The organism is Tsuneonella deserti, assembly GCF_014644315.1.
In the GTDB taxonomy this organism is placed as follows: domain Bacteria; phylum Pseudomonadota; class Alphaproteobacteria; order Sphingomonadales; family Sphingomonadaceae; genus Tsuneonella; species Tsuneonella deserti.
The window spans coordinates 1-529 of record NZ_BMKL01000018.1; the positions used below are offsets into that span (position 1 = coordinate 1).

1 protein-coding gene is annotated in these 529 nt (G+C 65.2%); it reads left to right on the plus strand.

The annotated features are described in order from the left end of the window. On the plus strand, positions 1-529 hold a 529-nt coding region (locus tag IEW58_RS13755; RefSeq protein WP_188645891.1), incomplete at both ends, for an acyl-CoA dehydrogenase family protein.

Below are 529 nucleotides of genomic sequence, written 5' to 3' on the forward strand. Positions count from 1 at the left end.
TGCTGCCGGAATCGTTCAAAAAGTCAGTCAACGCGATGCTGGAAGCCGGTTGGGACAAGGTCGGCATCGACGAGGCACTCGGGGGCATGCCGATGCCCAAGGCAGTGGTCTGGGCGCTGCATGAGCACATCTTGGGCGCCAATCCGGCGGTATGGATGTACGCCGGCGGCGCGGGCTTCGCCCAGATCCTCTACCACCTCGGCACCGAGGAGCAGAAGAAGTGGGCGGACCTAGCCGCCGAACGCGGCTGGGGATCGACCATGGTGCTCACCGAGCCGGATGCCGGCTCCGATGTGGGCGCTGCCCGAACCAAAGCTGTCCAACAGGCCGACGGGTCCTGGCACATCGACGGCGTCAAGCGGTTCATTACCTCGGGTGACTCCGGCGACCTGTTCGAGAACATCTTCCACCTGGTGCTGGCTCGCCCGGAGGGCGCCGGTCCCGGCACCAAGGGCCTGTCGCTGTACTTCGTGCCCAAGTTCCTGTTCGACGTCGAAACCGGCGAACCCGGCGAGCGCAATGGCGTGTT